The following is a 24,989-nucleotide window of genomic DNA, read 5'->3' as shown; positions in this document are numbered from 1 at the left end:
GACGCCCTGGACGAGCGCGGGCCGGATCTCTTTCGTCATGCCTGCGCGCTCGGGCTTGAGGGCCTGGTCTGTAAGCGAAAGGACAGCCGTTATCGGTCGGGACCGTCTCAGGCCTGGCTCAAGGTGAAGTGTCCGGGCTATGCCAGACCATGACATAGCTCTCCGAAGAGACCGACCGAGAAAGGCGTGTCAAAATGCCAAAATTGTTTTCACATTGTTTCTCAGATACTTGAGCCTGTTTGTGACGAAAACAGGCGTTTGCCAAAATGCCAAAATCCCAGCCGCTTGCCTCGTGCAGCTTACTGCTTGCCGTATCTGCCGGCCTCCACGCGCCCCAGCCATTCCTCCGTCGTCAGCGGCGGCTCCCACCCAATGAAGAGCGTGCCGTGGGTGACATGGGCCTTTCCGTCGCGAACGGCGCCGCGCCAGTCGCTCACGATTTCCTCCGCCTCGTCATCCGATAGCGGGATGAAGGAGAACGCTGCCCGGGGCGCATCGTCGGTGTGCAACTGGTCCTCGATCCGGCGCAGCCGGGCTTCTGTCGTCCTGCTCATCACTTGTCCCCCGCCAGGGCTTCCTCGATGCGCGCCAGGCGCTCGTCATGGTCGGAGGCCTTGAGGGCTTCAATCCAGCCCTGGACCACCTTCGACAGCTCCGAGGCCTCGCTGGGTGACAATTCGCCCTCGGCCACAGCCTGCACGATGGCAGCGCTTGCCTGCACCGCGTCGCTGGCCTTCGCCAGGTTGGGGATCTTGAACCGCACCGGCCGGTCTTTGCGGGGTGGGAAGATCCGGTCCATGCAGAGCCGCATGGCGACGGAATCGCCGTTCTTGGCGTCCTCCACCACCTTGCGCGTCAATTCCAGCGCCTCGCCGTCCATGAGGCATTCGAGCGCCAGTAGCGTCTTGTTGCGCGTCCCTGGCGGCCGCCCTGCTGGGTTGCCGCTCTGGCCCGGCTGGAAGCCTTTGCGCTTCGAGTTTTGCGAGTTGTCGTCTGTCATCTATGCTCCCGTCATCTCTGGAGGTCGCTCGATGGCCTTGGTCCTGCGTTACCTGTTCGTCTTGGTTGTTGCGTCGGCAGCAATTGCTGCCCTGCAGGCCTTCCTCAATCGCGCCTTCGACGGCAACGTGGCCTTCGCCTTCGTTGCCGCGCTTTTCTGGGTGGCTATCGTTGGCGGCGCCCTTCTGCTCGATCGCCAGAAGAACCGGCCATCAGCGCCCGAACGACTGGACTAAGGGCCGTCGAGCCGCCCGCAGCCCCGTAAAGTTGTTCAAGCTGTCCCTGGCGCACGCCGCGCTTCATCAGGGCCTCAATGATCTGATCCCGCGTGCCGCCCTTGGCCACGGCGAGCGCACCTAGCTGCCGGGCGACTTCCTGGGCCTGCTCTTCGCCGGCGGACTGCGTGAGCGCCTGGAGGAACTTCTGGGCGCCGCGGAAGCTCGCTCCAGCCAGCGTTGTCTCGGTCGGGATGGCGTGGCCCTTGGCCGTCTCGTCCAGGAACTGGCCGAACTGCCGGGTCGGCTCCGTAGCCGAGTTGCCGACCACCCAGTTCTTCGTGGCCTCCATTTTGCGCTCGGCGTCGAGCGTCTGGAGGATCTTGTCCGCCCGGTCCTGACCGAACAGGGTCCGCAGCTTGTCCCGGTTCCAGTCCCCCTCGGCCTTGAACAGCTGGTTCAGCTTGGCGACATCGTTGGCGTTCGTCCCCACGATGCGCTCAATCTCGGCCCGAGTGCCCTCTCGCAGCCGCAGCGCTGCCGCTGAAGGCCCGACAAGCTCCCCCTGAGGCTGGACGCCCTTCTCCACGAGATCCTGCACCTCGGAGGGCCGCAGCGCCTGCTTGCCGCTGTCCAGCAGGTTCTGGCCCTGCTTGAAGGAGTCCGCCTGGCGAGCAAGTTCGCCGTACTTGGCGTCAACCGTCTTGATGCCCGGAACCTTGGTCTGCAACTCGGCATCCACGGCCTTGCGGGCGTCGCCGAGGACGCGCAGCACGTCCGTGTTCTCCTGCCCCTCCATCATGCCGTCGATCGCGTGGCGGATGTTCAGGAGGGTGCGCGGGTTGGGGTCGAGCTGGTCCGTGCCCTCGATGTTCAGCATGGACTTCACGTCCCGCGCCGCCTGCCGAGCGGGGCCGCGGGCATCCACGGAAATCTCGGTTAGCCTATGCAGCAGGGGCTCTGTATCGACCGCCTTGGCGCCCTGCAGTGCCTGCTCGTACTCGGGGCCGAGAGCCTTCTGGGCGTCCTTGATGCCGGCGAGTCGCTGAGACGGGACCACATCGGGGCCGAGGGTATCGTTGATCGCGCCAGTGATGCGCGCGTTCTTGCCAGCGTCGCGCTCCGTGAGCGCCTGAACGATGGCGTCGCGAGATCCCGGCCGTGCCGAGGCGCCGCGAGCGATCCCGGCCCACTCGGGGGAAACATCGGCCAGCATCCCCTCCGGCCCCAGGGCAGCGGCCTGCTGCTTGAGCGCCTGGACTCGCGCCGCATTGGGAAGCTGCTGCGCGATGTACTGCTGCGCTTTGGCAGGAAGATTGGCGAGCGCATCAGTGGCCGCGCCGATGGGATTTAGCTTGTCCCAGACACGCGCAGCCCCGCCGAGGGCGGCGGGAATGGCCGTCCCGAGCACTGCCCCGATAGCCCCGTCCTTGGCGACGTTCAGCGCCACGTCGGCCGGCTTGGTCAGGTCCTGGCTTTCCCCCGCTCCTGCTGCAGCACCCTGCAGCGTGCCCGCCACGCCACCTCGGACGATGGCCTGGGGGAGCGACTTCGCGCCAGTTCCGAGAGCCCAGCCGGCAATGCCTTCCCCGGCCAGCGGAGCCGACGCGACCGTGCCGGCGATGGCGCCCGCAGCCTTCCCGGCCATGCTGGTCTTCGGGTAGTCCTCATCGAACGTCTTGAACTCGGCCCGCTTCCTCGCGAGTTGGTCCTCGTACGTGCCGCCGCCGAGAGCGGAGTTTCCTGCCGCGATAGCGCGATCCATGAAGCCCCCGACATAGGGGGTGCCCCGCAGGACAGACGCGCCCACGTCGCCGCTGATCCCACTTGCGTCACGTTGCGCCCGGGCCTGCGCCTCCAGTGGCGTGGTCGGCTCGAACTTGCCGCCGCCCTTGGAGTAGAAGTCGCCGTTGCTGGCGTGGATCGTCACCCCGGGCGGCGGCTCGGGCTGCTCATAGGCCAGGGCGCGAAGCTGGTCCTCCGAGAGGTTCTGAATGGAGCGGCGCGCGCTCTCCTCCCGGGCCATGATGGCCATCAGTTCGGCGTCGGACAGCTTGGAGATGTCGGGCATCAGAGTTTCCCCCGGCGGCGGAGTTCTTCGCGGGCCTGTTCAGGCGTGATCGTCCCGCCAGCAGGAGCGGGAGCGGCTGGGCCTGTCGGCGGAGTAGGGGCGGGGACGTATTCGGGGAAGTCGCCGAAGTCCGGCACGATGTCGTCCACGTTCATGCGCTGCCGGCCGGCGATGCGCTTGTACTGGGAGGTCTCCGTGTCGAAGACGCCCTTGTAGGCCTGCAGCCGCCCGTAAGCCTCCGTCATGATGGCCTTGCGGGTTTCGGGCGTGAGCGCGGCGCCGCCGTTCAACGAGTTGATCGCGCCGACCAGCCACTCGGGCAGGCCTGCGGTGTTTTTCACCATGATCATCTCGCCCTCGCGGACCACGGACGTGGGGTCCATGATCTTGCCGAGGCCATAGACGAGGTTGAGATCCGAGGCCTTGCTGTTGCGGTTCGCAGCCTCGAGCATGCCCTTGTAGATCGGGGCCGCCTGGGAAAGGTTCTTGTAGCTGGGAAGCCCCTGGATCTCGCCGCGCAGCTTGCTCGCATCCGCCGAGGTCGGAGGCACGGCGTTCTCGGCTTCCCGCTTGCTGAACTGCTCGCGCCACACCTTCGGGTCCACGCCAGGCGGGGGAGCCGGGATCGGGCTTCCCTGGGCGCCGGGGACGTTGCCCGCCGCCGTGGTGCCAGGCGCCGCGCCTCCGGCCGGGGTGGCGGCTTCGACAGTGTGCTTGAACGGGTCAATCCACCCGTACTGCTCGTTGCCGTACTGGTCCTTCCCAATGACGCCGTAGGTGGGCTTGCTCGGGGCCTGGTAAATCGGCGTCACAGAGCCGTTGCGCGGGTCCGTCCGCAGGATCGTGCCGTCTGGAAGCGTCTGGAAGCCGTAGTTCGGATTCGCCGCCTCGATCTTCTGCTTGGCGAGCATCAGCAGCATGGCCCGCGCACCCTCTGGAGCGTACGGGTTCGCCAACGCCCGCATGATCGCGCCGAGGGAGCCTGGCTGCGCGCCGGCGGCGGCGATCTGCTGCCCGTGGGGCGTCTGGGCGTAGTTCTGGGCGAGCGCCTGAACTTCCGGCTGCGCGGCCACGGTCTGGATTCGCTGGGCCACCTGCGGGGTCACCTGGGGCGCCTGCGGCTGTCCTGCCTGCTGGCCGGGCTGCCCGGGGGCGTACTGCGGCGCGTAGGTCGGGATCTCGGGCCGCTCGGAATTGGCGCTGCCGTAGGCGAGGCCAGAGCCAGGACCGCCGAACTGATTGGCTGCGCCGTAGAGCTTGGCGTCTGCCGGGTGGCGCGCGTCGCCCCGTGAGATCGTGGCGGGGTTGTCGCCGTTGGTCGCAACGGACGTGACGCGATCCGCCTCCCGCAGGCTCCCCCTGCTGATGTTCGTATTGGAGGGCCGCTTGTCGTCCATGAGGGCGGCCACGACGGGGCTGGGAGGCCCGCCGGCGCCCGAAGGGGATGCTCCGGCCGTCAGCGCCTCCAGAAGGGCGCCACGGGCGTCCAGGGGCGCTGTAGCGGCTCCCCGGGCCATAGTGGGGAGATTGCCGCCCTGGTCGCTGCCGGCGAGGGCCGCCGCGACCTTCTGCGCCCCCGTCAGGGGCTGTGCCGCGCCAAGCGGAATCCGGGTATCGACCGGCGCGCTGAAGCCCTCGCGGTAAACGTCCTGCCCGATGGGCGTGTTGAAGCCCGTCGAGGGGTCCTGGCGCGGCGGCTGCTGCCCGGCGGAAATGGCCGCAATTGCAGGGTTGGTCGCCAGCCCTCCCGGCGCATTGTAGGCCGGGACGAAGCTGGGATCGGCGCTCGCCACCTGGACGGGTCCGCCAGCCGACGCCGACGCCTGCGTGGGCAGGATCGAGTTGCCGTCCTTATCGACCATGACAAGGCCGCCCTGGCTGTCGCGGGCGATGTAGCCGCCCGGAGGGGGCCGCTGGCCGTTGACCGCAGCCGGGGCGGGCTGGTTCGAAGGGAGATCCTGCGCGACCTGTTGAGGCTGCGCACCCGGCACGCTCCGGGCGTATTGCGCAGCTCCACCCTGCTGGCCGGGGGCCGCCATGCCGGGCTGCGCGGCCGCCCCGCTGATGTCCGCCTGTAGGCTGGCGATGCGCTGGCCCCACGCCTTGGCGTAGGGCTGATACTTGCCGGGGTTGGACGCGATGAGACCCTGCAGGAAGTCCGAGCGCAGCTGCATGAACTTCTGCGGATCGCCGCCCGACTGCTGCAGCCACTGCTGGGCGCGGGCCGGGCCGGAATTGACCGCCGCGTCGAAGGCGACGTGGGCAAGCGCCGGGTTCTTCGCCGCGAGTTCGTCGCCGCCGATGGCGTCCCAATACTTGCTTTTGTAGATCTGCTTGGCTTGGTCGGGCGTCAGCTTCGCCACATCCACGCCGGGGTTGGCGGCGCTGCTGATGCCGTAGTTGGTCGGCCCGTTGCCGGCATCGTTCGGCGTGTAGCCACCCTCGAACTGCAGGACGCGATTGACGGACTGGTCGAAGCCGCCGATTGGGGCCGCGCTCGCCATCTTGCCGCCGGTCGCCACGAAGGACGGAAGCCCCCCAGGCCGTCCGCCGCTGGCCTGCGCCGCCGCGCCGGTTGCAGCCGCGCCACCCGCCCCGCCTGTAGCATTGGCGAAGTCCTTCCCCCAGAAGTCTGCCAGGCCCTGAGCTTCCTTCTGGTCGAGATCACGGGCCATCAGCGCGCCAGTCAGAGCCTGCGCCACACGTGCCGCGCCTTGAGTCCAGCTTTGGACAGGCGAGTAGTCAGCGCCGGCCTGCATCTGCTTGAGGGCAAGCTCTCGCTGGCGCTTGATGTTCTCGGGCGTCAGCGTCGCGAGCGGCTGGTTCGGGTTCTGGCCCAGCAGGGCCGCGACAACATCGTTGACGGCCATCAGGCGTCCTCCGGCGGGGTCTGGTTGGAGAGGGCGTGGTTCGTGAGGTTCGCCACGGCGCACTGGAGGGCGTGGTCGAAGGCCTGGCAGGCTTCCAGGAAGGTCTTTTGGTCGAAGCGCGGCAGGGTCGCCTCCTCGGCGATCCCGTCCAGGAACTCGTGCGCGAGGGCGATGAAATAGAGGCCGCGATGCAGCGGGGCATCCTTCGGGGGCGTGCCGGCGAGGTCGTCCAGCTTCACGTCCTCACCTGCCAGCGTGCGCCGTTCGCATTCGATAAGCTGGCGCGCGACGGCGGCTCGGAAGAACTGGGCGACTGTCACGCCCTTCGCGTCGGCCGCAGTCTTGATGAGGTCCATCGCCTCGCCCGGCATGACTGCGGTAATGCGTGACTGCTGCGCCATCGTCTCTGTCCCAGTGCTTCACACTTAAGGAGCAGTAGGCCGCAAATACAGGCGATCCGCATCGCACTTTTTTTGCTTTTTTGGCTTTCGTGAGAATTTATTTTTCAGCGCATATTACCTCGGCAATGGCGATCGCGGCTCGCTCCGTCTCCTGCAGAACAACCCGCATTGCCTGGGCCGCCGTCTCGGCCGCCTCGGGATAGGCCCGCCGCAGGTAGGCCATCCGCTGCGCCGTCATGGGGGCCGGGCAGACGATGCATTCCAGGCTGTCGCGGTAGCCCTCGCCGTATTGCGCCGGCAGCGCCAGGCCGTGGCGCGCGATGTAGGCCATCACGTCCGCCTCCGCCCACTCCCAGAGGGGCGCAATGGCCTCCACGTTCTCCGGGTATCGCTGCTCCCATGTCGGGATGAGCGGGTCGTCCCGGCGCTGGCCGTGGACATAGGCGCAGGGAGCTCCATAGCGGGCGAGGTGGTCCACCTTCGGCTGCGTCCTGTTAACGGCGCAGCAGGCCTGCCAGGCCGCGATCCTGGGCAGGCGGTCGCCGGAAGCGTTGGCCGTGGGGACCACCTCGGATGGAATGCCGCTATCCCGCCAGAAGCCCATCAGGCTCGCCGGCGCCAACTCCACAAGCCGGAAGCGCTCGCTGTAGGCGCGGACGAACTCCACCATGTGCGGAGCCATGTGGCCCGTGTTGGTCCAGAGCAGCGTCACGCGGTCCCGCCAAGGCTCCAGCATATGGGCCAGCACCACGCTTTCCTTGCCGCCCGAGAAGGCCAGGAAGACGCGGTCGTGACCGTCGAGCGCGGCGTGGAGATCGAATGCGGGCATGGCCTAGTTCTCCGTCGTGAACTCGCGGGTCCGGCGATAGGCCTCCAGATTCTCGCGCGCCCGCAGCAGATCGCGCTCCAGGTCGGCGACGTATCCTTTGGCCTGGCCCAGTTGCTCGTGGACCGTCTCGTCCAGCAGGCCGTCGAGAACGGCATCCTCGTCCGGCGTCGTCTCAAGCGTCGCCATGGCCAGCGCGATGCTGAACTGCGCGGCCGCCAGCCAGGCGCGGGCCTCCACCTTGAAGCGGTCGCCTGGGCGCGGCGGCGGGGGGATCTCGGGGAGAGAGGCGGTTCCCATGTCCATGTCGTCATCGAGCATCACGGCAACTCCGATTTCAGGGCGCGCGCGCGGCGCAGATAGTCGGCATAGGTGGCGGTATCCCGCTGGCCGAGGTGGTAGGCGGCGAGGGCCGTCCAGTTCTCCTCCAGGGCCATGAGCAGGGCGGGCAGGCTGATGCGGAATTGACTGCCCACGGACCTGCGCCCCACCTCGTAGCGCTCGGCCCAGTTACGGGCGGTCTGCAGGGTTGTCGCGCCGATGATGCGCATCGCCTGCCGCGTGGTGATCGCCACGTCTCGGTCGAAAGGGCGGAGGATGTGGCTGTCCATCAGCGCCGCCCGTGCTGCTTCCGCCTGAACACGAGGCCCGTGGAGAGCGTGGCGCTGCGCTCGTCCAGCAGCCGCACCGTGGCGCCCGCCAAAAGCCAGATCAGCCCCATGGCGTCATAGCGGGCGAGAGGGGCTACCGGGTCGAGGCCGAACACGTCCGCCACTTCCCAGCCCAGCGCGTCCGCGGTCACGCCCCAACGGTCGAGAAACAAGCCGCCGTCCTGCATGGCCTGTCTCCAGCGGGCGAGATCCACGCCCCGCGGCTTCTCCTGCTGAAGCCGGGCGAAGGCGTCGGCGTATCGCTTGGGCACCCCTCCGTCATGCTCGGCGATCGCCGCGCGCTCGTCGTGGTCGAAGGCAAATCCCTCAGGAGCCACACAGGAGGCCACTGGCGGCGATGAAGGCCCTTCCTGGTCCGCGGGGCCGTCCGAATGCCCTTGGCCGTCTACGGCCTTCTCTGAGTCTTCCACGGCATACGGCGTGATGTTTGCCGCTTGCTGTTTACGGAGCGCCCTCGCCTTTTGAAGCCAGTCCGTCATTGCGCCCCCCAGAGCCTTGAGTTGACCTCGAACTCGGGGCTCGGGCGGCCGACGCTGCCCTTGCTGGTCACCTCGCGGATCAGCGCCGCCTCAATCAGGGCGTCGCAGGCGCCGGCCATGTGCTTGGGGTCGCGGACTGGACAGCCTGCCTTCCTGCGAGCCTCGCGAGCCTTGAACCGCTTGGCGCCGGTCTCCTGCAGCCAGCGGATCAGCGCCATGGCCTTGCGGTCCGTCTCCGGCACCGCGCTCTCCCCGAACACGCGCCGCGCGGACGGGATGAAATAGGCATCCATCACGCCGATCGCCGCCGCCATGCTCGCGGCCGAGATCGTGGCCGGCTCCGGCTTGCCAGGCGTCGCGCTCCATTCCAGCAACTCCAGCACGAGAGCGAGGCGCAGCGCCTGGCCAGCAGCCTTGGACAGCACGCCAATGAAGGGACCGAAGGCCTTTTCGGCCCTGACCTTCATCTCGGAGCCGTACTGCTCAAGCATCTCGACGCCAGCCGGGTCGAGCGTAAGCGGGCGGGGCTCCGCCTCGTTGCGCTCACCACGGGCGATGTCGAGGCGGTAGAGCCTGGCCAATGCCTCGGCATGCCGCACGCTGTGCGAGCCCTGGGTGATGCGGAAGCCCGGCTTTGCATCGGGCCATGCCCAGAGAAATCGGCTGGCGAGGCCGTCGTCGGCGCCGCCCGTGATGGTGTTCAGGCGGTCGGGCTGGATGCCGCCCAGCACCGAGACGGACAGTCGCCGGATGTGAACCACGTCAGGCCTGCCAACGCGGCCGATCTTGTAGGGTCCGGCGTTCCAGGCCTCCAGCCAGAACGTGCGCTCGGCGTCACCGCCGCCGGTATAGCGGCCGAAGGAGCCCAGCCAGCCGGCCAGTTCATCGCGGAAGCTCAAGCACCCTTTGGGGTTCGTGGCGAGCACGAGGCCCATGTACTCCTGCGTCGCGTCAGAAACCGTGATCTGCGGCGGCTTCCACAGGGGCGGCTCTTTCGCCTCGGGAGGCATCGGCGGCGGCGGCAGGCCATCGGTCACCGCCTGCTTCATGGCCTGCTTCCAGCGGTCCTTCTCGATCTGGGCGCGCTCCAGAGCCTCGAAATAGGCCGTCTGCTCGGGCTGGGCCTCCGCAAGGGCGTCGATCTCGATCTGGTTCAGGATCTTCGTGATGGGCTTCAGCGCCGGCGTCTTGCCGCTGCCGGGGTTGCCAACCATGGCCAGCCAGAGGCATGCCGGCTCGGTCCATCCGCGAGCGTTGGCCTCCCTGGAGTTGCCGATCAGCGCTGCAGCCGATGCGAACAGGCTCGCCGCAACGTAGTCCTCGGGAGCATTCTGCGCCGCCGCCTGATCGACCACGAACTTGGCCCAGAAGTCGCCGAACACATCCACCGGGAACTTGGGAGGGGCCGTGCGGCCGGAGCCGAGGAGGGACAGGTCGGGCTTGTCCCACTCGCCCGGTTCGGCTTTGCGCTCCTGCCAGGAGCCGAAATTTGGGCGAGCGGAATGAGCCGCGTTCAGCGATTCAAAGCGAAGCATCAGCGGTCGTCCTTCCGGCCTCGTGGACCGGGACAAGAATTTCAGGGAGGGGAAGGGCCAGCGCCGCCTGCAGGGCGAGGCCATGAACGTGATCTTCGGCCGCCAGGGCGCCAATGCCGGCGAGCTGCCAGCGGGCGGCCACCTCGTCCACGAGGCAAAGCCCCCGTCGGCCAGCGCGCAGCCATTGCAGCGGCGTTGACCACACCCGCATGGGGTCGTCATCGAGGCGCGGGGCGTAGATCTCGCTCTCGTCCAGCGCCCAGGCGAAGCCGTAGAGGCTGCCTAGGTCGCCAGTCCGGGGATTCCACGCCACGAGGTCGCGGGGCGCACCGAATGCGTCCCGGGTGATGATGACGATCGCGGCCACTGCGTTGTCATCGCCGCGCGCGAACTCGAACCTCCCACCGGCCAGGAACTCGACGCGGGCGGCCAGCAGCAGCGAGGGCTTGTGGATCGCCTCGGCAGGGACGCCCTGTCCTCTCAGCCAGTCCAGTTCGGCCTGGTTGAGGGAGCGCGCTGCCGCGAGATCGGAGGCGTGGATCATGCCAGCCCCCTGATCTTGGCGAAGACGTTCTGCAGCGCAGTCGTCTGCTTGATCGTCAGTGGCCGGTCGCGCCAGAGGTGGACCTGCACGCCGATGACGAACTGGCGTTCCCAGGTCGTCAGGAGCGGCGAGGCCTCGATGTTGCGCAGATGGGCGATGCGGTCCTGTTGCTCGAGGTCTAGCCATTCGCCGAACTTCAGGCAGGCCTCAGGCTCCGGCTCGGGCTCGGTCGCCGACAGCGCCGCCAGACGCTCGGCCAAGTCGTTCAGGTCCATGCCAGCGCTGTTCAGCGTGCGGCGCAGAGCACGGGCGGCGTTGACCAGCTCGCCGTCGTGATCCGTCGCCAGCATGCGCACGAGAGCCGGGACACGGGAGGGAAGCGCGGGCGCCATCATCGCCAGCCCTCCGGCACAGCGAAGGCCAGTTCGGCCAGAAGCATCGCGACAGCCCGAGAAACGGGGAAACGCCGCGAAACCCATTGAATCCTAAGGGGGTGAGGGCTATTCTTCTCGAACTGACCAGCCGCCAAGCAGGGTCTGATTTCGAGCCCGGAGCCCGCCAGCTCCGGGTTTCGTCTTTTCTGCATCAGGCCACCGCCGCCACGTACTCGGCCGTGCGCGCGAACTTGCGGGCCGACACGCGGCTCTCAGCCCAGGCGTCGAGGTCAGCGGGGTGGTAGATCGGGAAACGTCCGAACAGTCGGAACTGCGGGCCCGTCCCCTTGTGGGCCATCACCGCGAGGCTGTTCGCGGAGGTGCCGATGCCGTACCGCTCCTGCAGGTACTTCGCGGCGCGGTCCCGGCGGAGGTACTTGGAAAGGTCGTCCGTCATGTTCGCCCTCATTGCTGCGAACCGGAGGCGCTGATTGCCTCGGCTCATGGGGCGAAAGATGATTCAATGAGGGGACATAAACACGGGAACCAAGTTCCCCGATTTGCAGGGTGTTTGGTCCTCAGGAGTTGGCGCGCCGGTTCTCCTTCAGGGCCTTCACCACGGCCGTCCTGGCGTATGGCTCCTTGTTCCGGTTCCTGATGCCAGCCTCCAGCAGGATCTGGGTGGCGAAGGAGACGAACGGACCTTCAGCATCGGCCATGCGATTGCTGTACCCAGCGCGGCGCCCGAACACGACGGCAAACGCCTCGGCCAGTTCGGCGACAGCACCGTTGAACCATGCCTTGCCATAGTCATGCTCGCAGTCATGCTTGCCGCGCAGCAACTCCGCACGCCTCAGGTTGGCCTCGGCATACTGTAGCAAAGCCGTCGCCTGCAGCTTTTGAGCTGCCTTCTGAGCCTCTGTCATTCCACTCGCGCGATCGTCGGCCAGTTGCTGCCACGCCAGAGCGGCCGCCCGCGCCTTTGTCTGGAAATCCAGCGCCGCCTTGTAGGTTGGCACGGACGCCATGGCCCGGTTCACCTCGATGTTGGCGAGGGCATCACCCACGACATCGGCGAGAACGAACACGTCCGGGGCGGGAGCAATCCCGGTTACGGCAATGATGCGATCCCAAGCCGCCAGCGTCAGCCGGCCGACATGCTCATCCTGACGGACGGTTCTTCGACTGAGGGAGCCCGTCTGAACTTCCGAATGCATGGTGCTTTCCGCCAAAAGCCACGCCAACGAACGACGCAGAAAGAGGCTATAACGTGAACATAGCCGGTGCAATGTGCCGACACCATGCCGTCCACGGGTTTCGACCAAGTGGCGTGGATGAGGCGTCTATGCCGTGGCCGCCCTCCCCTTCCCGATTGCTTCTCTGCTCTTTGGAGGCTCGCGCCTGTTCCAGTATCTTGGAACTGTAGTCGTGCGCGATACGGATTTAGACCCTCCCCCCACGGGCGAAAGAGGCCCGCTGTAGCGCTCCCCCGCCGACTGGCGCGGCTTGAGGCGCAGCCAGGTCCGCCACTCGGCGCTGACGATCGTCACGACATTGGGCAAGTTCCGCCAGCAGGTCAGCCGCCGCTCCTCAACGTGCACGAGGCCCAGGTCGGCCGCCTGGCGCAGCGCCGTTCGCACGGTCGCGACGCAGCAGCCAGCAAGAGCTGCGATGTGGCCCACGGTCAGCCTGCAATCGCCTCGCTTGGCGACATCCATGGAGATGACAGCAAGCACCGCCTGCTCGGCGAGGGTGAAGCTGGCCGCCAGCGCCGGCGGAAGCCTGCCCGATGCCGCCCATCGGCGCCTGCGCTCCATGCTCTCCGGGGATCTCGGCCGGGAGCCGACGCGCCGCCTGGGAGCCGCAGACTTGGCCGGGATCACCTTGCGGGCCTCGATAGCCTGGCCCAGATCCTCGGCCTCGTCCTCAGTGATTTGGCCGTTGGCGAAGGCACGCCACAGCAGCCGCGCTACGTCGTCCAGCGCGTTCCTTGGCGCAGCCTCCACGGCCCGCCTGATCTCATCAACAAACACGTCCTGGCCCCTTCTGTAGGGCCGCTTCGACACAAAGCGTCTCGTGCCGGAAACCGCTTGGTTTCCGGTTGACTCCGAACCCGGAGCCGTGAGACCTTCGCGCTGTCAGGGATCGCGAGATCTCACCGATTTGACCGGCCTCCGAGTGTCCAGCTCGGGGGCCGCTCGCTTTTTGGGCCTATGCGGCTACCGCATCTCGTCTCCAAATTGCTGCGCCCCGGCAAAGCCGAAGCCGCTAGACAAACCGCGCACCGCCGATGATTCCTGTCAACGCAGGGACCGACTCGCGAAGCACACCGCATACGGTATGCCGTAAGCCGCTCCCCGTCTACGGGAGGCAGCACGCCGTCTGCAGCATGGTGGTGAACGGTTAACCGTTTGCCCCCTACGGTGTGCCGCAGGAGGATCAGCCATGAAGACAGTCGCCTTCGTCACGCAGAAGGGCGGGACCGGCAAAAGCTCCCTGGCGGTCTCAATGGCCGTCGCGGCGCAGGAGCGTGGCCTGAAGGTCTACGTGATCGACCTGGACCCGCAGGGAACGGCGAAGTCGTGGTACGAGCGGCGCGAAGCCCCCTCCCCTGAGGTGGCCACGATCGAGACGCCGCAGCTGCCCGCCGCGCTCGCCACCCTGGCCAGGCAAGGCTATGACTTGGCGCTGATCGACACGGCTGGCGTGGACTCGCCGGCGACGACGGCCGCCATGCAGGCCGCTGACCTTTGCCTCATCCCTGCCCGCCCCTCGATAGCCGACATCGAGGCCACCCGGCCGACCGTGCGCACTCTGTCGCGCCTCGGCCGCCCGTTCTCCTTCGTCCTGAACCAATGCCCGCCCGGCCGGACCATTCGCACGTCCGATGCGTTCCGTGTCCTCAATCTCGCGGGCGCCGTAGCCGGCACCGCCATGGCCATGCGCGCCGACCATCTCGACTCCATGGCGATGGGCCTGGGCGTGACCGAACGCGACCCGACCGGCAAAGCCGCCTCGGAGATGCGCGAGCTGCTGCAGTGGGTGACAACCCGCCTTGAGGGAAAAACCAATGGCCAAGAAGAAACCCGCGTCGCTTGAACTGGCGATGGCGACGGGGCCGGAGCAGTCCGCCGACAACGCGCCGGCTGCGACGCCTCAGCCCTCGAAGGCCGAGAAGCTTACCGTTTACGTTTCACGGCGTGCGGCAAAGCTCATCAAGCAGATGGCGCTCGATAACGACAAGCGCACGAACGACTACCTGCGCGAGGGCATCAACCTGATGCTCGCGAAGTACGGCCATCCCTCCCTTGAGGAGATGGAAGACTGAGATGCGCGCTCGCCAGCTTTGGTCAACGTGGGCCTCATCGCCTGAGATCGCACTCGCGCTGCGGGTTGTGCTGGTCCTCGGCGTCCTCGGGATCTGGTGGGAACTGGCCTCCGCATACGATGAGTTGCGCCGCATCCGCGGGAACACGGGCTACATAAGCGGCGAGGTGACGGTTAGCGGCGCCGTCGAAGTCCGCGGGGCTCCAGGGCAACCCCTCCCTGTCCGCGTGCAGTAAAGACACCGCACACCGCAAGCGGTTTACAGCTTGCCGCAAATAACATACCTCTTGCCGCAGACGGCGGACCCGTCGAGCAAAGAGCCCCCGCATGCGGATGTACCGTGCGGGGGCTTCTGCGCATCGGGCGTGGCGCACCGGCGCTCTCCATTGATTTCCTGCAGCCATCAACTCGTCTGGCGAGCCGGCCCTCAATCAGGGATGAGGAATTGCGCCCAAACGAAAGTACCCTTAACCCTCCAGAAACACTCTCCAGCGCTACTGGAACTAACTCGTGTTGACATCCGTTTACAGCTGCGTGCATATGGGGCGTGCGTGATGGCGAGGCCACGCCACCCCAGCAAGGAAATAGAAGCGGCAGTGCAGCATGCGGAATCCAAGGGTTGGATTTTGCACCTGTCGTCGGGTCATGCCTGGGGGCATCTGTTCTGCCCCTTGAGCACGCGGGAAGGGTGCATAGTTCCGGTCTGGAGCACACCCAAGAACGCACAGAACCACGCCAAGGGAATAATCCGGGCGGTTAACCGCTGCCCAGACTGCCATGGAGGGCACTGATGCAGACGTACAACTTCACGATCATTGCATCCGGGCTGGGCGTTGAGGACGTGGACCGCCTCTTCGAGGCCGGTTGCGATGACGCGACCATGGCAATCCAGAAGGGACTTGTGGTGCTGGAGTTCGATCGCGAGGCTCGGACCTTCACCGCAGCCCTGCTGTCGGCCATTAGGGATGTTCGGCGGTCTGGCGCCCACATTGAGCGGGTTGAACCCGATCATCTAGTGAATGCATCTGAGATTGCGGCGCGGTCAGGGTTGGGCCGAGCCGCTGTATCGCTCTACGCAAAGGGGGAGCGCTCCGAAGGATTTCCGAGGCCAGTTGCCCGTGTCACCAGCGAGAGCCCGTTATGGGACTGGGTCGAGGTTGCTGAGTGGATGTACCGGCAGCATCGGGTACCCCGCCAGGTCGTTGTTCACGCCAAGGTTGTCAGAGCGGCGAACCTCGCGCTTGAACACGGCCACCATCCGGCGGCTGGTTACGCCGAACGAATCTTGGAAAGCCGAGTAGCCGAGTTCGAGGCCGCCTGAAGCCAGGCGTGATCGAGTGGGAGATAAGGGCGGTTCAGCCCATCCGCATTCTGGTTTCCGTCCGGATCGAAGCGCAGCCGGGCTTGACGCAGACTGCGCTCGCCTCGCCAATATGCTGCACCGCTTGAGGTTGGGAGGGCAGATGGCGAGCATCATCGTGGCGGCTTCCTGGGTCTACGCCGTCATGCACCGCAAGCGCGCCCGCGCCGCAGGTTACGTCTTGCTCGTGTAAGCGCCTCAGCTTCGCTTCATGCCCCGCGTCGCGGCCTTGTTCACGCCCCTGGCGGAACTGTCCAACTGCGACAGCGGCGACTTCACCTTCGCCCAGAACCGAGCTTCCTTCGCCAGCTCCTCGTTCTCCGCCATGCGGCGGGCCTTCCGTTCGGCGCGGCTCGGATGCTTCTTCGCCATTCAGCTCCCCCTCAGGCTTGGCGCTGCATGACAAGCTGTACCTGCTTGGCGTGCCACTCTCCACCTCGAGGCGTCTTGATCCCGCGAGCGTTGAGGGCGCCAGCGATGGCCCGCAGCGTGGTCGCGCCCGTCGATTGGATCTGCTGGATGACAGGGAGCACGTTCGCCGCGTGCTGATCCGCCTTGGCCGAGCGGGCCGCGTTCGCCAGGGCGCGGGCCTCAGGCAGGTTCGTGCGGTTGCCGAGGGGAGGGAGGTTGTCCCGGCGCCGGCGCTCCTTCGCTGCCGCCAGCGCTGCCTTCGTCCTGGTCGAGATCATCTCGCGCTCGTGCTGGGCGACGGCCGCCAGAATGTGGATGTGCAGCGGGTTGGCGTTCGGGTTGTCCACGGCGAGGAAGTTAACCCGGCTCTCCATCAGATTGGCGATGAAGGCGACGTTGCGCGACAGCCGGTCCAGCTTGGCGATGATCAGGGTGGCCTTCCGCTTGCGGCAGAGCTTGATGGCCTCCGCCAGCTTGGGCCGGTCCGACCGCTTGCCGGACTCGATCTCCACGAACTCGGCGTCGAGCGTCCAGGCGCCCCCGTTGAGGTGGCGCATCACCGCGTCGCGCTGCGCCTCCAGGCCGAGACCGCTCCGGCCCTGCTCCTGCGTGGAGACGCGGTAGTAGGCGACGAAGCGACCGGAGGACATGGCGGGGAGCCCTTTTTGAGCCGTTGTGAAATTACTATACGTCCGTTTAGAAACTTCACAAGCGGAATTTAGAGAGCGAAATTGCCCGACACACTGAGGTAATTCGAGGTAATCGCAGCAATGCCCAGAGCCGCAGGGGAGCGGTATCGAAACGTCACAGGGCTTTCAGCCGATCGGAAAGGCGTCTGCCGAATTTTGGCACAGCCCGTACTTGAAGCGTTTTCTAAGAAACGCCCGTAAGCGCTTGATCTGACTCACTCTGCCGAATTTTGGCATTTTGGCATTTTGGCATCGGGCTGTCTCTGTCGAGCCGCTGTACTATCAGTCCGCCAAAGCCCTCCTTTTAGGGCCTGACAAAACCCCAGTCTGCCTGTTCCTGGCCTGTATTATCAGGCTGGCGTTCTCACTGTTTCCTCACTGCAGGATCAGTGACACAGACGCAGCGGACGCCGTTTATCAGCCGTTCGAAAAGCAGAAAGGCCCCACCTCGCGGGCAGGGCCTCCATCACCAGATCGACTTACCAGTTCAGGCGGGCCACTTGTGCCTAGCGAAGGCCATGGCCGCGGCGAAGTCATGGACATCTACCCAATCCTTCTCGGCCATCTGCTGCTCCCAGCTCCAATGGGGTTCGTCCTCGCGCAGCCGATCTTTCGCGATGAAATAGGTGCCGTCTCGCGCTTCGACGCCCTCGTCCGTCACCACCCACTGCAGGCCGAGCCAGTGAAAGGGCTCCTGCGGGGCATCGCCGCGAACTCGCACCGCGGGGACGCTCGACGGCGCCGGCACGGGCTCTTCGTACCTGACCACCTTGTTCGCCATGTTCTCTCCTGCTCTTGCCGCTTGCTGCTTACGGTTTGAAGGAAGCCGTTTGGCTCTGCCTTATCCGTTCTTCGGTGTGTAGCAGACGCAAGCCCGGCCATCGGCCGAGGTGAAGGTGACGCCCACCGCCTCGAACGCCTTAACGATCCCGTCCACCGTCCTCGCCTGGGCGGCGAGTGGTCCCGGCGCCCTCTCCAGCCGCTTCACAGTCCCTGACGCCAGCCCCGTTGCTTCGGCTAGGTCCGCCTGCTCCCAACGGACCAGCGCCCGCGCCGCCCGTAGCTGCTCGCTTGTGATCGTCATATCCGCCCCATTCGTACCCTCATGGTATTTTATTGTACCCTGAGGGGTTGACATGAAGATACCTCAAAGGCAATTTGTACCCTGACGGTACGAACTGAGCAATGAGGGCTCGGACATGACCCACAAGTTTCTCAAGGCAGACGGCTCCTTCGACCTCACCGCGATCATGACTGAGGCCTGGGCCGTGTTCCGCCGCTTCCGCTCCGTCCGCCCCGACACGACGTTCGCCACCCGCCTCCGCCACGTCTGGGCCGACGCTCAGAAGCAGCGCCGCATCTGGAAGCTGGATCGCGCCCCACTCCGTCCCGTCGCCCGCGTCGAGCGCACCCAGCCCACCGGCTTTGTCGCCCCCGAGCTGGCCGCCTGGATCGGCCGCCAGTGCTCCACCGATCTCGGCCTCGTCGCCTGAAAGGGACCGGCATGCTCACTGCCTATGACTTCGCCGTGATCTTCGGCCCGCTGTTCGCCGCCATCGCCCTGCTGGGCCTCGGCTTCCTCGCCGTTCACGTGGCCGACAACAGCACGGCCTGAGCGCCGCGCCTCCTTTCCACCCCAACCGACATCGCAGAGAGGGAGAAACCGCCATGACGCGGAACGATGACGCACGCCTGAACCTTAGCCGCCGCTCCATGCTCGCCGGCGTGGCCGTGGCCGCCGCCTTGCCGGTCGTGGCCGCCGCTGCTGAGCCTGCAGCGCTCACGCCCCTCAGCCCCGACGCTGATCCCCGCCTCCGGCTGGTCGCCATGGTGCGCAAGCTCTGCGCCTCCGCCCACCACGACAGCGCTGACGCCCGCGTGTTCCGCCTCGGCCTGGGCTGGTGCGAGGCCATGACGGCGGAGCTCGCCGCTGATGACGCCTACAACCGCGCCCATGATGTCTACGACAAGATCCAGCCCAAGACGCCCGAAGCGCTCTATGTCCGGGACAGCGATGCCGAGCTGAACCTGCGCGGCGCCTGCGCCACCTACACCGGCCGCATGTGGTATCCTCCGAACACCGTGGAGAGCTTCCAGCGCGCGCTCCAGGTCCCTGCGGGCTATCAGCGCTTCCCCGCCTCGCCGCGTGTTCAACGTGCTTGGGACCGCATGAAAGAGATCGCGGACGCCGCTCGCGCCTTCGAGGCTGCGGATGAGCAGGCCCGCGAGGCTTCCGGTCTGAACGCGGCGGACGAGATCCAGATTGAGGCTTTCTCCAAGACGAAGGCCTTGGCCCTGCGCATGCGGGTGGAGAGGGCCAGCACGCCCGCCGGGATCGCGGTCAAGGCCGCCATGGTCGCGAGCTACCACACGGTAGGGACGGACCTCTGGGAGGCGCGCATGGGCTTCGACCCGAATGACGAGTCGCCGCTCTCGGACCTCGCCTCCCTGCTGCTTGATCTGGTCGAGGCAGGCGAGCGCATCGCCGGGAACACTGCCCTCGTTTGAGAGTTAGTGTGGTGCAGACGAAGAACCCCGAAATCTTGGCTCAGTCGCCCCGTTGGTGATCCCGCCGACGGGGCTTTCCTTTTGGCGCTTATCCCAACCGTTTGGCGCAGCCACAAACTCTAATGCGATTGGGCCGACAGGGCGGCGCGCTCGCCGCCTCGGAGGCCGAATGCAACAGTTACAGCAGTCGAGGGTGTTGGTTCTGGAGGACCAGTATCTTCTCGCTATGCAAGTCGAAGAAGACTTGCAATCCAAGGGTGCGCAGGTGGTCGGACCGGTTGCCACCGCCAGCGAGGCTCTCGAATTAATTGAGAGCACGGAGATCGACGCCGCTGTTCTGAACGTGCGCTTGAAGAACGGAACATCCTTCGCGGTTGCTGACGAGCTTCTACGCCGCGGCGTTCCGTTTGTGTTTGTGACCGCCTTCGAGCAGCAAATGCTGCCCGAGACGTACGTTTCCATCCCACACCTCACAAAGCCACTCAAGCCGACCGAACTGGTTACCGCCCTTCTGGCCCTCGTGTCGGCCAATGCGGAGCGCTAAGGTCGGAAGACGCCCTGCATCGAGGCAAGTTGAACCGACGGATGGCGGTCCACCAGTGCGCAGCCCGATGCCTCGCGGCCCAGTGAGAGCGTTCCGCAGTACCCGAGAAAGCCGAGTTGTTCCGGCCCTACCGGGTGCATTGCAACAGAGAGGCTGCCCAATGCGATTGGATGCATGGCAAGCCTGCGCCCATCAACTCAGGCTCAAGCGCCTGGATTTGCCGCGCAGCAAACTGGTCGAGGTGAAAACAGCAGGCTACGGTGCCGCGTTCTGGCGCTGGCGGGAGGTGTCCTATCTCTGCGCCGAGTGTGGCACCCGCGTATTCCGCACAAGCAGCAAGACCTATCGCGGCGCCTGCTGGATGGAAGCCAAGGATGGCCCGCTGGCCAGCGGGCCTGCCAATGCCTATTAATTCGACTACTTCGGACGGACCGTCACCTGGCGAACTACATACGGCGATGTCGTGCAGCAGCTTGCCATGGGGCCTACTTCGCGTGCTGGCATTGCTTGCGTCAGATGGGCGGCTCCCAATGGAGCCGACCTTCCTGGATATTTCACGTCTAACCGAGCAAGAGATCCTTGGTCTGCCCGGCATTGGCATCAATTACCTTCGATTGATCCGGGGCGAGGTAAAGCGACGCGGCGGCAGCTTGGCAGAAGCCCCTACGCTGGGGCAGGACCGCCCAGCGCAATAGGATCAGGCGCAAAGCCACGGCGCCCCAGCTCGGCCAGCACCAGATCAATGAGATCACCGGCGAGGTCCTCGTCGGTCGTCGCCTCGGACGCGAGGCGCGCATAGAGCCCGGTCATCTCGGCTGCGAACCCGGACAGGTCGCCCGTGTGGAATTCGCGCGCGCGCACCTGAAACCAATCCAGCAAATGGATTGCCGCCTGGATCTTCTCATCCGGCGTCCGCGAGCTGCCGGCGATCTGGATGAGCTTCTCGGCCATCCCGTGACTCATGGATAGCAGCCTAACCCAGCGGGCATGGCAAATCCGGGCCTGTAACTCGCAGCCATTTCCGCCCCTGCCCCACGCCCCTTGCTATCGCGCTCACCTACGGGCCCACACACTTCCGACATCAATTCAGAGCATACGGATAGCCATTCCGCATTTCAGCCCACTCTTAGATAGTTTCCGGCGCTTCTGGCTTCCGAAGGAGCTATCCCGATGGGAATGGCGATAAATGCGTGCCCGTCCTGCACGAAGCAATTCGGCCTGAAGAGCCTGGACCATCCTCACGGGCGTCTCGACGAGATCATGACCGTGAACTTCGGAACCGGAATCAGGCGCTGGAGCGAAACGACATATGTCTGCACCGATTGCGGCACCATCATCGTGCATACGAGCAGCAAAGCCCACGTTGGGCCCAGTTGGTGGCGCGACCTGGGCTGACACGCGCCGGCGTACGAGCATGCAGCCCTAGAATGAGGTCCTCCATGTGGGGTGCAGACCAAATGCGCGTGTCTTCGAACAACATCATCACCTCAGTCCGCGCGCTGCCGATAAGCGGCGACTCGGAGGATGAGACAGCCGAGAAGTTGGAGCTTTTCCTGGCCCACACTTACGATGCTTGGGGGGTCGCCCCTGAGGCTGCCCGAGGGCGCTGGTGGGGCCGTCAGGACCCTGGACAGACACTGTGGTTCCGGGTGGTCAGGCGCTGATCTTACGTCGAGCGCGCCGGCCCAAGCTCAGGCCTCCTTGAAATTCTGCTTCTGCGGCCCGCCGCCAAGCTCGCAAACACCGCCTGGGGTAACTCGCCGCCGCTCCGCAGGTGCGCATCAGCACGCATGAGGCGCATGTACCTCGATTTCGCTAACAGGCGGCGCGAAATCAGCAGAGGGTGGTTTGGGTAAGGAGCACCCCGTGCAAAAAACCTTCCCCGCTTCGCTTTCGGATGCGCTCCGCTTGGAGTTCGAACTGATTGCACTCGAACCGCTCCCTCGCGAACTCCAGGCGCTCTTGAATTTCATGCAGAAGTCCGAGGAGCAAAGGACGAAGACCAAGCGATGCGGGCGGCGATGCGCCTGGCCTCGTCCGAGTTGAAATCCCCAGTCCTCGGGTGAAAGTGGTGGACTAGGCAAAGCTGCACGAGAAGGGCAGTGTTTTGGCCGTTTAGGGCTGCATCGCGACAAGCGTCACGACGACGCCACCGGCGAGATAGGCGAGTGCAAGCAGTTTAAGAGTTCGCCTGATGGCCGTGCGCCAGCGCAGCTGGGCCCGCTCTGTCATGCGAGCCTCCCTCCGACCGAGCCACCCAGCGGGGCATTAAGAATGCTCCCCATGCGAGGGCGGGGCAAATCACGTTCGCCGGAGCAGTCCGATATGCCTGAAAAAAGAAGCCGCCCCAGTTTGGTTGGGGGCGGCTCTGTCGAGTTGGGTGCTTCAGGGGGAAATCCCCCACGGACCATATTTGCACGCACGCGTGCTGCAATGCTGATCCGGATCAGGCCCGAAGCACCGCCGCAATCCGTTTCGTTGGACAAATCCGCATTGGCAGCTGGAACTCCGCTGCTCGGCGGTTTGCGGGCCTTTTTTTAAAACGACCGCTCATGTAAATTGATATCAGTTATCTGAGCGCAAGACCCTTTGCTATGCGGACCCGTGCAGAAGCTTTTCTCAAGGCCATGCGAGCCGGTGGGTCCAGCGAGGAGTTGCTGGACATCATCCGCGTCAACCTTGAAGCCATGGGGATAGTTTTTGACAAAGATCGTTGGGCCATGGCGTCGATGGAAGAGCGCGCTGCCATCATTAGAGTGGCCCTGAAGACGGTTCTTGAATCGAACGACCGCTAGCGTGGCGCCTTCTACGTTCACACTCATTGTGCGGAGGGGACCTTCGTGCCTGGACGTGGCAATTGACGCGGCGGCCTGCCTAATAGGCCATCCCGGCGCTTGGCTTGCCTAGTTCGATCCGATGTTGAAGAGCGAAGTCTGCGCGCCGGTAATTAGTTCTTCCGGCTCATCGAGGCAGCTATGAGAGATGCGACGTCGAGTAGTAGCTCTTTGGGCTCACCACCAAGCAGCTGAGCCCGGGCTCTAATCTCCAATGCCAGTTCGTCCATCTGCCGGAAGGTGTAGTCCTCGTCGTCCTCGCCGAAATACACTGTCTCGTCCCTGAGCCAGCCGACGGCTTCAAGCATCCGGGCGAGCTTTTCTTCTCGCGTCGCTTGAGGCTTCGCATATTCCAGAAGGCCGTCGATGAACCCAGAGAACAAGCGTCCTGCTCCGTAAGCCCTTGGAGCAACGGGCGCCATCATAACAATGTTTCCGGCAGGCCATCACACGTTCTCGTTAGTAGGGGCATCCGGCAGCAACAGGCCAAGCACCTCGAGCAGCCAAGCCTCTCTTTCGGCCAGAGCCATACGGCTCCAAACCTCATCAGAGAACAATTGGCCGTGCTGCGTCTCGATCTCTGACTTGAGTTCATCCAGAACCCGCCCTTCGTGGCCAGGCTTGGTTGCAATCAGGTCTAGGTTCATTGTGTCATTCTGATTGTAACTCGACCGGATCGAGTTATGGCCATCGCGCCTCGATCCTCAACCCGACCAATCGGATTACGAAGCCTCGTGTCTGCCCGCTGTGTCCGGATGCGCACAAAGGGGGGGCAGACTTCAGCCCAGCGCAGGCCAAACTCTTCAATCCCTAGGCAGTGCCGGAACTGACATGGAACGGTCAGATGGCCCACACGTTCACACCCTGCAACATCGGATGCCCCCTCCGGTAATGCTTCATCAAGGCCCCGGACGAGCCATCGTCCCTCAGGGGCCTTTTTGCGTTTGGGACAACTTCACCGTGACGGCTCCCGAGCCTTGACCCGGAGCGATGAAATGTTCTTGTTATGTTCCAATGAGTCGACACCGCCGCCTTTGGACCGGACCTGACGCCGAGGAGTACCTGGCCGCCTTGAGAGAGTGGCGGAGGCGCTGCGTCGCCATTCTCACCAAGGCTCCCATTCGCTCCCCGATTGCGCTGGCAACCACGGAAATTATGCACGCCATCGACGGGGCGGCCGAGGTGATCACTGGGGACCGCGAGTCCCTGTGGTCAAAGCCAGCGAGCACCGGCCCGGAGATGCGGGCTCGGTTCAGAGAAACAGACACCGAGTAGCACCGCCGTTGCAATAGGCGAGGGGAGCGCCGGAGGCATCGAGGACGCACCAGCCGGACGGCATCGGCTCGGCCTGCCACGGGGGGAGGGAAGTGACGGGCAGGGAAGGGCCAGATGGAGCGCGATCCCACAACAGCGAGATGCCCCCTTCCGATTTGCTCAACAAGGCCCGCGACGTGCCGTTGCGCCCGGGCCTTTGTAGGCCTTGTCAAAAACGAACGTCACGCCACGGATTTACAGACTTCCTCTGGGCCGCCCGACGCCTGGAGGATATGACAGCTCCGAAACATTCGAGCGCCAAATATGTCACGAGGATCGCAGCTGCAGCCCAGATCAGAAATTCAGGATAGTCCATGTCGGGGGCCTTCTGCTTCAGCATGAATGATGGCCGAACATCCGATCCTTCACCGCTCGACAGTTTGTCGGGTCCTTGGAGTTTTTTAACCTGATGGTCTATGCCTTTCAGGGCATCATTTGATGCACCGAGCCGGCCGGCGACATCGGGGGCGGCTCGCCTGTCCCGATCATCTTCTGCGGATTGATGCCGGGAACCGCAACTCGGCCTGCGGACTCCCCATCAATGGCTTGGCGCGCTCGACCTCTTGCTCGTGACCGAAAGGCTCCGGCAGGTTTCATTACACCCATGTTGGCGACCCTCTCGGACGTGATCCCGACCGGGCCCGGCTGGCTGTATCAGGTCAAACATGACGGCTATCGACTGCAGGCCAGCCGCGAAGGCCCAGACGTGCGATTATGGAGCCGCAACGGCCTTTCCTGGACGGATCGCCTGCCCAGGATCGCCAACGCTGTCCGTGCGCTCCCCTGCGGCTCCTGCACGCTAGATGGAGAGGCTATTGTCCAGCGCGATGACGGAAGGGACGACTTCCTCGCCCTTCGCTCTGTGACAGGGCGCATTCATGCCGCGCTGCTGGCTTTCGACCTGCTGGAACTGGATGGGCGAGATCTGCGCCCCTTGACGCTCTTGGAGCGCCGCGCCGAGCTGGCGAGGCTCTTGGCCCAGCCAGTGGACGGGATCGCCATGGTGGACGCCCTGGA

At 65.2% G+C, this 24,989-nt stretch carries 32 protein-coding genes; 10 read left to right on the top strand and 22 right to left on the bottom strand.

Features of this window, described 5'->3' with window-relative positions:
- Window positions 1-299: 299 nt before the first annotated feature.
- Together SLNSH_RS22845 and SLNSH_RS22840 are read right to left on the bottom strand one after the other, a co-directional pair.
- Window positions 300-554 carry a hypothetical protein gene (locus tag SLNSH_RS22845; protein WP_106340356.1) on the bottom strand — a complete coding sequence of 85 codons (255 nt, stop codon included), beginning with the start codon at window positions 552-554 and terminating at the stop codon, window positions 300-302.
- Complete coding sequence (locus tag SLNSH_RS22840; RefSeq protein ID WP_106340354.1) at window positions 554-1,000, bottom strand: DUF5681 domain-containing protein; 447 nt, start codon at window positions 998-1,000, stop codon at window positions 554-556. Before SLNSH_RS22840 ends, SLNSH_RS22845 begins: the two co-directional genes overlap by 1 nt.
- A 31-nt stretch (window positions 1,001-1,031) precedes the next feature.
- Here SLNSH_RS22840 and SLNSH_RS24735 point away from each other — a divergent pair, with 31 nt between their 5' ends.
- Window positions 1,032-1,235 (top strand): hypothetical protein, encoded by a 204-nt coding sequence (locus SLNSH_RS24735; RefSeq protein ID WP_146140356.1) that lies wholly within the window; start codon window positions 1,032-1,034, stop codon window positions 1,233-1,235.
- Here the strand turns inward: SLNSH_RS24735 and SLNSH_RS22835 are convergent.
- From SLNSH_RS22835 to SLNSH_RS22780, 13 genes are all read right to left on the bottom strand, one after another.
- Window positions 1,165-3,285, bottom strand: coding sequence for a hypothetical protein (locus tag SLNSH_RS22835; protein ID WP_106340352.1), 2,121 nt, complete (start codon window positions 3,283-3,285; stop codon window positions 1,165-1,167). The two genes, SLNSH_RS24735 and SLNSH_RS22835, sit on opposite strands and share 71 nt — an antisense overlap.
- Window positions 3,285-6,155 (bottom strand): glycosyl hydrolase 108 family protein, encoded by a 2,871-nt coding sequence (locus tag SLNSH_RS22830; protein WP_106340350.1) that lies wholly within the window; start codon window positions 6,153-6,155, stop codon window positions 3,285-3,287. Before SLNSH_RS22830 ends, SLNSH_RS22835 begins: the two co-directional genes overlap by 1 nt.
- Window positions 6,155-6,556: a hypothetical protein gene (locus SLNSH_RS22825; protein ID WP_146140355.1), complete on the bottom strand. Its 402-nt coding sequence runs from the start codon at window positions 6,554-6,556 to the stop codon at window positions 6,155-6,157. Before SLNSH_RS22825 ends, SLNSH_RS22830 begins: the two co-directional genes overlap by 1 nt.
- Before the next feature lie 97 nt (window positions 6,557-6,653).
- Window positions 6,654-7,385: a phosphoadenosine phosphosulfate reductase domain-containing protein gene (locus SLNSH_RS22820; RefSeq protein ID WP_106340346.1), complete on the bottom strand. Its 732-nt coding sequence runs from the start codon at window positions 7,383-7,385 to the stop codon at window positions 6,654-6,656.
- A gap of 3 nt (window positions 7,386-7,388) precedes the next feature.
- Window positions 7,389-7,703, bottom strand: a complete 315-nt coding sequence (locus SLNSH_RS22815) for a hypothetical protein (RefSeq protein WP_106340344.1) — start codon at window positions 7,701-7,703, stop codon at window positions 7,389-7,391.
- Window positions 7,703-7,993 carry a hypothetical protein gene (locus SLNSH_RS22810; protein WP_106340342.1) on the bottom strand — a complete coding sequence of 97 codons (291 nt, stop codon included), beginning with the start codon at window positions 7,991-7,993 and terminating at the stop codon, window positions 7,703-7,705. Before SLNSH_RS22810 ends, SLNSH_RS22815 begins: the two co-directional genes overlap by 1 nt.
- A complete protein-coding gene (locus SLNSH_RS22805; RefSeq protein WP_146140354.1) occupies window positions 7,993-8,304 on the bottom strand; it encodes a hypothetical protein in 312 nt (103 codons plus the stop codon). Before SLNSH_RS22805 ends, SLNSH_RS22810 begins: the two co-directional genes overlap by 1 nt.
- A 224-nt stretch (window positions 8,305-8,528) precedes the next feature.
- Entirely contained in the window at window positions 8,529-10,067 is a 1,539-nt protein-coding gene (locus SLNSH_RS22800; RefSeq protein WP_158266863.1) for a DUF3987 domain-containing protein, read from the bottom strand.
- Entirely contained in the window at window positions 10,054-10,611 is a 558-nt protein-coding gene (locus SLNSH_RS25035; RefSeq protein ID WP_158266862.1) for a hypothetical protein, read from the bottom strand. Before SLNSH_RS25035 ends, SLNSH_RS22800 begins: the two co-directional genes overlap by 14 nt.
- On the bottom strand, window positions 10,608-10,961 hold the full coding sequence (locus SLNSH_RS22795) for a hypothetical protein (protein WP_146140353.1): 354 nt from the start codon (window positions 10,959-10,961) through the stop codon (window positions 10,608-10,610). Before SLNSH_RS22795 ends, SLNSH_RS25035 begins: the two co-directional genes overlap by 4 nt.
- Before the next feature lie 235 nt (window positions 10,962-11,196).
- On the bottom strand, window positions 11,197-11,442 hold the full coding sequence (locus SLNSH_RS22790) for a helix-turn-helix transcriptional regulator (protein ID WP_106340334.1): 246 nt from the start codon (window positions 11,440-11,442) through the stop codon (window positions 11,197-11,199).
- 121 nt (window positions 11,443-11,563) lie between these two features.
- Entirely contained in the window at window positions 11,564-12,202 is a 639-nt protein-coding gene (locus tag SLNSH_RS22785; RefSeq protein ID WP_106340332.1) for a hypothetical protein, read from the bottom strand.
- A gap of 126 nt (window positions 12,203-12,328) precedes the next feature.
- Entirely contained in the window at window positions 12,329-13,018 is a 690-nt protein-coding gene (locus SLNSH_RS22780; RefSeq protein ID WP_146140352.1) for a transcriptional regulator, read from the bottom strand.
- 412 nt (window positions 13,019-13,430) lie between these two features.
- Between SLNSH_RS22780 and SLNSH_RS22775 the strand changes: the two genes are divergently transcribed.
- The 3 genes from SLNSH_RS22775 (at window position 13,431) to SLNSH_RS22755 (ending at window position 15,633) form a co-directional block, all read left to right on the top strand.
- On the top strand, window positions 13,431-14,084 hold the full coding sequence (locus tag SLNSH_RS22775; RefSeq protein WP_106340328.1) for a ParA family protein: 654 nt from the start codon (window positions 13,431-13,433) through the stop codon (window positions 14,082-14,084).
- The gene (locus SLNSH_RS22770) at window positions 14,056-14,313 is read left to right on the top strand and encodes a hypothetical protein (protein ID WP_106340326.1); all 258 of its coding nucleotides are present in this window, start codon (window positions 14,056-14,058) and stop codon (window positions 14,311-14,313) included. The genes SLNSH_RS22775 and SLNSH_RS22770 overlap by 29 nt, the downstream gene beginning before the upstream one ends.
- Window positions 14,314-15,102: 789 nt before the next feature.
- Window positions 15,103-15,633, top strand: coding sequence for a hypothetical protein (locus SLNSH_RS22755; protein WP_196240304.1), 531 nt, complete (start codon window positions 15,103-15,105; stop codon window positions 15,631-15,633).
- Between the two features lie 237 nt (window positions 15,634-15,870).
- Here the strand turns inward: SLNSH_RS22755 and SLNSH_RS25030 are convergent, their stop codons facing one another.
- From SLNSH_RS25030 to SLNSH_RS22740, 4 genes are all read right to left on the bottom strand, one after another.
- Window positions 15,871-16,044 carry a hypothetical protein gene (locus tag SLNSH_RS25030; RefSeq protein WP_158266861.1) on the bottom strand — a complete coding sequence of 58 codons (174 nt, stop codon included), beginning with the start codon at window positions 16,042-16,044 and terminating at the stop codon, window positions 15,871-15,873.
- Window positions 16,045-16,055: 11 nt separating this feature from the next.
- Window positions 16,056-16,733, bottom strand: a complete 678-nt coding sequence (locus SLNSH_RS22750; RefSeq protein WP_106340319.1) for a recombinase family protein — start codon at window positions 16,731-16,733, stop codon at window positions 16,056-16,058.
- Between the two features lie 526 nt (window positions 16,734-17,259).
- Window positions 17,260-17,553: a hypothetical protein gene (locus SLNSH_RS22745; RefSeq protein ID WP_106340317.1), complete on the bottom strand. Its 294-nt coding sequence runs from the start codon at window positions 17,551-17,553 to the stop codon at window positions 17,260-17,262.
- Between the two features lie 60 nt (window positions 17,554-17,613).
- Complete coding sequence (locus SLNSH_RS22740; protein ID WP_106340315.1) at window positions 17,614-17,856, bottom strand: helix-turn-helix domain-containing protein; 243 nt, start codon at window positions 17,854-17,856, stop codon at window positions 17,614-17,616.
- A gap of 115 nt (window positions 17,857-17,971) precedes the next feature.
- Between SLNSH_RS22740 and SLNSH_RS22735 the strand changes: the two genes are divergently transcribed.
- From SLNSH_RS22735 to SLNSH_RS22720, 4 genes are all read left to right on the top strand, one after another.
- Entirely contained in the window at window positions 17,972-18,265 is a 294-nt protein-coding gene (locus SLNSH_RS22735) for a hypothetical protein (protein WP_106340313.1), read from the top strand.
- A gap of 175 nt (window positions 18,266-18,440) precedes the next feature.
- Complete coding sequence (locus SLNSH_RS22730; RefSeq protein ID WP_106340311.1) at window positions 18,441-19,280, top strand: hypothetical protein; 840 nt, start codon at window positions 18,441-18,443, stop codon at window positions 19,278-19,280.
- A gap of 169 nt (window positions 19,281-19,449) precedes the next feature.
- Window positions 19,450-19,824, top strand: coding sequence for a response regulator (locus SLNSH_RS22725; protein WP_106340309.1), 375 nt, complete (start codon window positions 19,450-19,452; stop codon window positions 19,822-19,824).
- A 160-nt stretch (window positions 19,825-19,984) separates the two neighbouring features.
- Window positions 19,985-20,236 carry a hypothetical protein gene (locus tag SLNSH_RS22720; RefSeq protein WP_106340307.1) on the top strand — a complete coding sequence of 84 codons (252 nt, stop codon included), beginning with the start codon at window positions 19,985-19,987 and terminating at the stop codon, window positions 20,234-20,236.
- 251 nt (window positions 20,237-20,487) lie between these two features.
- Here the strand turns inward: SLNSH_RS22720 and SLNSH_RS22715 are convergent, their stop codons facing one another.
- On the bottom strand, window positions 20,488-20,775 hold the full coding sequence (locus SLNSH_RS22715) for a hypothetical protein (RefSeq protein WP_106340305.1): 288 nt from the start codon (window positions 20,773-20,775) through the stop codon (window positions 20,488-20,490).
- A gap of 1,643 nt (window positions 20,776-22,418) precedes the next feature.
- On the opposite strand from SLNSH_RS22715, the gene SLNSH_RS22700 reads away from it, so the two are divergent.
- Complete coding sequence (locus SLNSH_RS22700) at window positions 22,419-22,619, top strand: hypothetical protein (RefSeq protein WP_106340299.1); 201 nt, start codon at window positions 22,419-22,421, stop codon at window positions 22,617-22,619.
- Between the two features lie 152 nt (window positions 22,620-22,771).
- On the opposite strand, the gene SLNSH_RS22695 is transcribed toward SLNSH_RS22700, so the two are convergent.
- The gene (locus tag SLNSH_RS22695) at window positions 22,772-23,041 is read right to left on the bottom strand and encodes a hypothetical protein (protein WP_106340297.1); all 270 of its coding nucleotides are present in this window, start codon (window positions 23,039-23,041) and stop codon (window positions 22,772-22,774) included.
- A 63-nt stretch (window positions 23,042-23,104) separates the two neighbouring features.
- Window positions 23,105-23,305: a hypothetical protein gene (locus SLNSH_RS22690; protein ID WP_106340295.1), complete on the bottom strand. Its 201-nt coding sequence runs from the start codon at window positions 23,303-23,305 to the stop codon at window positions 23,105-23,107.
- A gap of 1,292 nt (window positions 23,306-24,597) precedes the next feature.
- Between SLNSH_RS22690 and SLNSH_RS22680 the strand changes: the two genes are divergently transcribed.
- Window positions 24,598-24,989: ATP-dependent DNA ligase (locus SLNSH_RS22680; protein WP_483416136.1), on the top strand; the 392-nt coding region annotated here is incomplete at its 3' end.

Source organism: Alsobacter soli (assembly GCF_003004785.1).
In the GTDB taxonomy this organism is placed as follows: Bacteria; Pseudomonadota; Alphaproteobacteria; order Rhizobiales; family Beijerinckiaceae; genus Alsobacter; species Alsobacter soli.
The sequence above is the reverse complement of the archived record's forward strand: the minus strand, read 5'-3'. Positions and strand labels throughout refer to the sequence as shown.